Origin of the sequence: Photobacterium sp. 53610 (assembly GCF_036409375.1) — a bacterium.
In the GTDB taxonomy this organism is placed as follows: Bacteria; Pseudomonadota; Gammaproteobacteria; order Enterobacterales; family Vibrionaceae; genus Photobacterium.
In genome coordinates this window covers 43,693-50,300 of sequence record NZ_JAXOFS010000018.1, presented here as the reverse complement: position 1 = coordinate 50,300, position 6,608 = coordinate 43,693, and the positions used below count along the sequence as shown (strand labels likewise).

The 6,608-nt window shown below is 52.5% G+C and carries 4 protein-coding genes; all 4 read right to left on the bottom strand.

Annotated elements, in window-relative coordinates; genetic code table 11:
• Nucleotides 1–2,411: FimV/HubP family polar landmark protein (locus SPK40_RS21910; protein WP_330961909.1), on the bottom strand; the 2,411-nt coding region annotated here is incomplete at its 3' end.
• Nucleotides 2,412–2,757: 346 nt separating this feature from the next.
• Nucleotides 2,758–3,771 (bottom strand): aspartate-semialdehyde dehydrogenase, encoded by a 1,014-nt coding sequence (locus tag SPK40_RS21905; protein ID WP_248141117.1) that lies wholly within the window; start codon nt 3,769–3,771, stop codon nt 2,758–2,760.
• Entirely contained in the window at nt 3,768–4,934 is a 1,167-nt protein-coding gene (locus SPK40_RS21900; RefSeq protein WP_330961908.1) for a 4-phosphoerythronate dehydrogenase, read from the bottom strand. The genes SPK40_RS21905 and SPK40_RS21900 overlap by 4 nt, the downstream gene beginning before the upstream one ends.
• A 297-nt stretch (nt 4,935–5,231) precedes the next feature.
• Complete coding sequence (gene fabB, locus SPK40_RS21895; protein WP_330961907.1) at nt 5,232–6,446, bottom strand: beta-ketoacyl-ACP synthase I; 1,215 nt, start codon at nt 6,444–6,446, stop codon at nt 5,232–5,234.
• Nucleotides 6,447–6,608 lie beyond the last annotated feature (162 nt).

Here is a 6,608-nt window from a genome sequence, read left to right as displayed (position 1 = left end):
GGCTCTGGCTCTGGCTCTGGCTCTGGCTCTGGCTCTGGCTCTGGCTCTGGCTCTGCAGTTTGAGTTTCAGCTTCAGCCAGATCCAACTCATTCAGGTGTTCATCGACGGTTTTTTTTTCAGTCAGGTCCAGGGTGTCAAATGACGTCGCTTCGTCAAAATCCGCTATCTCACTCGCCCATGGCTCTTTAACTTCTGAAGACTCTTTATCCAGGGACAGCAGCTCATCAAAAACATCCGGACTGTCTTCGTCATTGTCCAGTTCCGGATCAACCGGCTGCTCCGGCTCGCCTTCATCCAGCAACTCATCCAGTAATACGGTACTGTTTTCTTCCAACTCAATGGCATTCTGCTCAGGTTCTTCTTCAATCAGCTCATCAAGCAAAACTGTGCTGTTTTCCTCCAGCTCAATCTTGGCTTCTGCTTCTGCGTCCGCATCATCTTCCTCGATCAGTTCATCAAGCAATTCGGTGCTGTTCGCATCAAGATTAAAGTCATCTGAAAGGTCATCCAGCGTCCAGTCTGTGTCTCCTTCAGCCGACTCAGAAACAGGGGCAGGTGATGCGGCGATTTCTGCCAGCAGAGGTTCTTCCTGAACGCTGCTCTCGCGTTCAAAATCTTCCATCAGCTCATTCAGGATGTCCTGATCCAGCATGCCAAGCTCAATGTTGTCGGTCTGTTGACTATTGACACCGTCAAGCAGCTCATCAAGAGAAGCCGTTGACTGGTACTGAGGTGCCGGGGGCTCAGGCTGGATTTTCTCATCTTCCATCAGGCCAACAGCGAGGTCAAAGTCGGTTTCCTCTTCCTCCTGGGTGCTCATTGGCTTATCCCAAAGACCACTCAGGCCGTCATCAGCTTCCCGCGCAGAAGGCTGATCGATTTGATCGAGCGCCCGCTCCATGTCCTGCAGGCCAATGGCCTGATCATTGTTCTTGACCGAGATATCACTTTTCGGCAATTCAGTGTCAAAAGCGTCATCCAGACCATCGGTCAGATCCAGCTCGTCAAGATCTGCGTCGTTTTCATCGAACAGGTCATCGGAAAATACAGGCTCATCCGTGTGATCTTTGTCGTCAAACAGCGCATCCAGACTGCTGTCTTCAACATCCAGTCCCAGTTGAGGCTCATCGTCGTCATCGTAAGAAACCGCGGATGGCAACGTCTCTTTCACTGGCGCTTCCGGTGCAGCAGCCGTTTCTTCTTCCTTCCGGCGACGGCCAAGGAAGAATGCAAGCAGGCCGGCAATCAGAGTTCCGGGAATCAGCGCAGCGCCAGCCAGTGCCAGTGGACTCGAAGCCAGCTTATCGAGCCAGTTTTCAGTCGGCACTGCAACCGCTGGTACCGGTTCCGTCTGGGCTGTTTTCTGCTGAGAGATGAAAGACTGAATTTCACTGCGCAGCTCATCATCCCCCGCCAGTTGCTCTTTCAGCGCACCAATTTCATGCTGCATCTCTGCAAGACGCAGCTTTAACAGATGGTTACTTTCACGCAGTTGGGCCAGCTCTTCATCAGAGACATTGAGTTGATCCTGCAGTGCAGCTGCCGCAACGGTGCTCCCAGCACCAGCTGAGGCAACAGACGCAGAAGATTCACCCGCTGTTTTCGATGAACTGACAGGCGTACTCACCGGCGCAGTCTGTGCCGTTGATTTTGCAGCCGGTGTTTTTCCTGCGGCACTTTGCCCGGCCGAACTTTTCAGTTCAGCGGCAGCTGTTTTCGGTACAGGCGCAGGTTTTGCTGCCGGTGTAGATTTTGCAGCAGGCGCCGCAGTTGATGACGCTTGTTTTGCGGATGGACCCGCCCCTGAAGCAGTAGTTGCCGTCCGCGAAGAACGGGTGGCACGCGACAGCTCACGGCGTTTCAGATCATCCTCGACACGCTGACGGAGTTGATCGGTATTCTCTGCCCGGATTTGCGCCATGGTTGGCATGGTCAGACGACTGCCCGGGATCAGGCCGTGAATATTGTTGTCGGTAAAAGCGTTCGGGTTCGCCCGGAAAATTGCGCCCAGAACCTGATAAATCGAAACACTGTCGTTCGGTTTATACCGGGATGCAATTGACCACAGCGTTTCATTTTCCCCGGTTGGTCCGTAAATACCGACCGAACGGGTAGCCGCAGGTGCGGATGTCCGGACCGGCGTGCTTACCGGAGTCGCCGGCGCAGCGACACGCTGGCTGCTGGCCGGGGCAGCGTTCACCTGACGTGGCTGAGATGCCGGAAGCGTCTGGGACTGGCTCTGAGTCTTAGCCTTTGATTGAGTCTGTGTCTGAGCCGGTTCGGCTACTTCATCCACAGGCCCCATAATCCGGATCGTATTGGCTTGTACTGCTACCGGTATTTGCAATGCCGCTGAGGCGATAACAACCGGTAGGATCACACGTTTGATTTTATTAGATGAGTCAGACACTGCCTGCTGTCCTCTCTGGCAGAGATAAAAAACGATGGTCTGTTGACCGGGCTGCAAAAACTGAGCTAAAGGCAGGACCAGTCTGTCTGGAATGCTTCGGCCTGTTGCCAGAAAACTTGAACATAGGATGTATAACCACAGGCTTGATGAATAAATACTGTGATTGTTGCGTGCAACGACATGATGTCAATCATCACGCCCTGCTTTTACTGTGAAGATCAAGAAATTGGCGACAGGTATCAAGTGAACGCTTTCCCTTCCGCTTTTTCTTGGACTTCGGGGCGCTGCAGCAGCCAATTTCTGCCACAGCGCCCCGTGACCGGAAAACCCGATCAGGACCTGTGAGTTACAGGTATTCCTGAATCAGTTTTTCAGCAATCTGGACACTGTTCGTAGCGGCCCCTTTCCGGACGTTGTCTGCAACCACCCACATGTTCAGACCACAAGGATGACTGATGTCTTCACGGATTCGGCCGACCATCACATGGTCTTTGCCATTGGCATCCTCAACCTGAGTCGGGAACTCAGTTCCGTGGAATACTTCGACGCCTTCCGCGTTTTCCAGCAGGCTAATCGCTTCTTCAATGATCACTGGCTGGCAGGTTTCAACATGGACTGCTTCAGCATGTCCGTAGAACACAGGGACACGCACACAGGTCGGATTCACGCGAATATTGGCATCACCGAGAATCTTCTGGGTTTCCCACACCATTTTCATTTCTTCTTTGGTGTAGCCGTTATCCATAAACACATCGATCTGCGGCAAACAGTTGAAAGCGATCTGCTTCGGATAAGCTTTGTTTTCAACCGGCAACCCATTCAGCAGCTTTGCCGTCTGCCCCGCCAGTTCATCAATACCGCTCTTACCGGAACCGGATACCGACTGATAAGTCGCGACATTAATCCGGTCAATACCGTATGCATCCTGAATCGGTTTCAGCGCCACCAGCATCTGGATGGTGGAACAGTTCGGATTAGCCACAATATTGCGGTTACGGAAGTCAGCCAGTGCTTCCGGGTTCACTTCAGGCACCACCAGCGGGATTTCCGGGTCATACCGGAAGCATGACGTGTTGTCGATCACCACAACGCCTGCATCCGCTGCAATCGGTGCCCAATATTCAGATGCTTCTGAACCGGCCGAAAACAGCGCTAACTGAACCTGCGTCCAGTCGAAATCATCGACATTGGTGACCCGGACACTCTTGCCCTTAAATTGCAGTCTCTTGCCTGCACTCCGCTCTGAAGCCAGCAGATACAGATTACGGACAGGAAAGTTACGTGCCTCAAGCACCTCGACCATGGCTTCTCCAACCGCGCCGGTCGCGCCGAGAATGGCAATATCAAATTCCTGACTCATGGTGTTTCCTCAACTGTAAAACCTAATTTAGCCAGCGACTCTAACTCAAAACGCCCCTGACCTGCTACCGTCACAGCACTGTATTCGCGGCGATCCCAGTAATTTTTACGCATCCGGTCGAATTCAGCCGCCATGCCCGCATCATCCACGGCATTCATCTTGCGGCGGAACACCCCGTCATCCTTTCTGACATCATAGATCAGTTGGATCAGACTAAATAAAGTGCTTTCATCCCATGCCTGACTCAGGCGGACAAAAGAAACCGGCGCAACCGGCAGCAACTCCGCAGCTTCGACCCGATCATCCAGCTCCAGAAATTCACAGAAGCTGTTGAAGATCATGGTCGTTCCGCGCGCTTTACCTTCCAGGCCGTACCCGGCGACGTGCGGCGTTGCAAAGGCCAGTAATGGCAATAATTCGCGATCCACCAAAGGTTCCTGCTCAAAAACGTCCAGTACGGCAGTCAGTGCTTTCCCTTCCCCCGACTGCGCTCGCTGCAGCGCCAGCTTCAGGGCCTGATTATCAACCACAGGCCCCCGGGCTGCGTTAATCAGAATCGCGTCCGGTTTCATGCGCTCCAGAAAAGATGCGTTGACGAGGTGTCGGGTCGGGTAATCACCATCGCTCGTCAGTGGCGTGTGGAATGTCAGGACATCACATTCCTGAAGCAATGTGTCCAGCGTATCAAACTGACGGGGATCGCCTTCGGCTTCTTTCAACGGGTCATTCAGGAAATACCGGATACCCAGCGCATCCAGACACCCGGCCAGATAAGTCCCGACATTGCCCGCGCCGACGATACCCACCGTTTTATCGAATACAGAAAAGCCTTGCTGCTGCCCCAGGACCATCAGGCTGCTCAGTACATATTCGGCCACTCCCACTTTGTTACAACCGGGTGCAGCCGTATAAGCAATCCCTCTGGCTTCAACCGCCGCCTGATCAATATGGTCCTGACCGGCAGTCGCTGTACCAATAAAACGCAGCTTGTCTGCTTTTGCCAGTAAGTCGGCATTTACTTTGGTGACTGAACGGATCATCAGTCCGTCAATATCAACCAGATCATCCGCGGTCAGTGTACGGCCGGGCTTTGCGATCACTTCCCCCAGGCGGCCAAACAGCTCAACCGCATAGGGCATATTTTCATCTACAAGGATTTTCATTCGGGCTCCACATGTGCCAGGAATAGCATTGCGAACTAGCTTGGGAAAATTTCGGCTGATGTCAAGAAAGCACTGAAGTGATCTCCGGCAACCGGTATAAAAAAACCCGGTCAGATTGACCGGGTTAAAATCCAGGATGGTAAAAACACTTGCGCGTGCCGACTTCCGCTCTGTAAACCAAAATCCGCACGGCAATATGTCGCGTCTGAATACTGGCATGAATCAGACCGTGCCTGTTTCATGCTGGCCTGGAAATCTGACCACTCAGGCTCCGCTCAGCGCAGCCTGATGAGGCTCTTAGCCTTCGTATTTTTTAATCACCAGCGTGGCATTGGTGCCGCCGAAGCCGAAAGAGTTCGACATCACGGTATTCAGTTCTGCTTCACGGGTCTCGCGAACAATGTCCAGACCTTCCGCAGCCGGATCCAGATTCTCAATATTGATGCTTGGTGCGATAAAGCCGTTGTCCAGCATCAGCGTTGAGTAAATAGCTTCGTGTACACCCGCAGCGCCCAGGGCGTGGCCTGTCATCGCTTTGGTTGCAGAAATCGCCGGGCTGTTCTGACCGAACAGCTCCTGAATCGCACCCAGCTCTTTCACGTCACCCACTGGCGTAGAAGTCCCGTGCGTGTTGATGTAGTCGATGGGTGCATCCAGATCCTGCATTGCCATCTTCATACAGCGAACCGCACCTTCACCAGACGGAGCAACCATGTCGTAACCATCTGAAGTTGCACCATAACCCACGATTTCACCGTAGATTTTAGCACCACGAGCCAGCGCGTGCTCCAGCTCTTCAACGACAACCATACCGCCGCCGCCAGAGATCACGAAACCGTCACGGTCTGCATCATAAGTCCGTGAAGCTTTAGTCGGATCATCATTGTATTTGGTCGACAGAGCGCCCATCGCGTCAAACATCATGGTCAGGGACCAGTCCAGTTCTTCACCGCCACCGGCGAAAACAACATCTTGTTTGCCAAGCTGAATCAGCTCCAGTGCATGGCCGATACAGTGTGCAGAAGTCGCACAGGCAGAACTCATGGTGTAGTTCACGCCACGAATTTTGAATGGAGTAGCCAGACAGGCTGACACTGTAGAAGACATAGTACGCGGGACCATATAAGGACCGACACGCTTTACACCTTTCTCACGCAGTGTATCCACGGCTGCAACCTGGTTATAAGAGGATGCACCGCCAGAACCGGCAACCAGACCGGTTCGTTCATTCGAAACCTGATCTTCAGTCAGCCCTGCATCTTCAATTGCCTGCTCCATAGACAAATACGCGAAGGCTGCGGCATCGCCCATGAAACGCATTTTTTTACGATCGATATGATCAGCCGGGTTCATTTTCAGATCACCCCAGACATTGCTGCGCAGTTTCGCGTCTGCAAACTGCTGAGAGAAGTTAATGCCTGATTTGCCTGCTTTCAGAGATTCCAGTACCTCTTTCACATTGTTACCGATACTGGAGACGATACCCATGCCTGTAATTACGGCTCGTTTCATGATGAATTCCTACTGTCATTTAACGCGGATGATAATAACGGGTTTGACAAGCTAAAGTGGTCAGCTTTCCCCGTGATCGGTTACAATCCGCTGCTTATCGTGGTCAATTGATGATCTTTTACCAAAGTTACACGCGGTTAACCAAGGTCAAAAACAAAAAAT

Bases quoted from the DNA above. Each gene is read 5' to 3' on its own strand.
- SPK40_RS21905 (WP_248141117.1), bottom strand. From the start codon at position 3,771: ATGAGTCAGGAATTTGATATTGCCATTCTCGGCGCGACCGGCGCGGTT.
- SPK40_RS21900 (WP_330961908.1), bottom strand. From the start codon at position 4,934: ATGAAAATCCTTGTAGATGAAAATATGCCCTATGCGGTTGAGCTGTTT.
- fabB (WP_330961907.1), bottom strand. From the start codon at position 6,446: ATGAAACGAGCCGTAATTACAGGCATGGGTATCGTCTCCAGTATCGGT.